The sequence below is a fragment of the Acuticoccus kandeliae genome, from assembly GCF_003073115.1.
The window spans coordinates 1-448 of sequence record NZ_QBBV01000052.1 but is presented as its reverse complement, the minus strand read 5'-3'; the positions used below and the strand labels follow the sequence as shown (position 1 = coordinate 448).

Here is a 448-nt window from a genome sequence, read left to right as displayed (position 1 = left end):
GGCCGGGTCGTGTCCGTACCGCCGGCGGCGCCGGTCCCGGGAGTCAGCGAATGACCCCCGCGCGCATGGCGAGCGCGACCATCTGGGCGCGGTCGCCGGTGCCGAGCTTGCGGCCGATCCGGGAGAGGTGGCTCTTCACCGTGAGGGCGGAGAGGTTCAGGGCCTCACCGATCTCCTTGTTGGACTGGCCGTCCGCGACGAGCTGCAGCACCTCGACCTCGCGGGCCGAGAGCTCACGCGGGGTGTTGTCGGTGCCGGGCACGCGGGACCCGGTGGCGAGCAGCGGGGCGACCGTCGGGTCGGCGTAGACGCCACCGTCGAGGACCCGCTTGACGCCGTCGGTCACGACCGAGGGCGACGCCGACTTGAGCAGGTAGGCCTGCGCGCCGGCCTGGAACGCCGAGCGGACCGCGTACGGGTCGTCGGAGGAGGCGAGCACGACCAGCCG

The 448-nt window shown here is 73.9% G+C and carries 1 protein-coding gene; it reads right to left on the bottom strand.

Going from position 1 to position 448, the window contains the following annotated elements; genetic code table 11:
- Positions 1–43 precede the first annotated feature (43 nt).
- Positions 44–448 (bottom strand): response regulator transcription factor (locus tag DBV35_RS29255; RefSeq protein ID WP_170135078.1); only part of this gene is annotated, 405 nt, incomplete at its 5' end.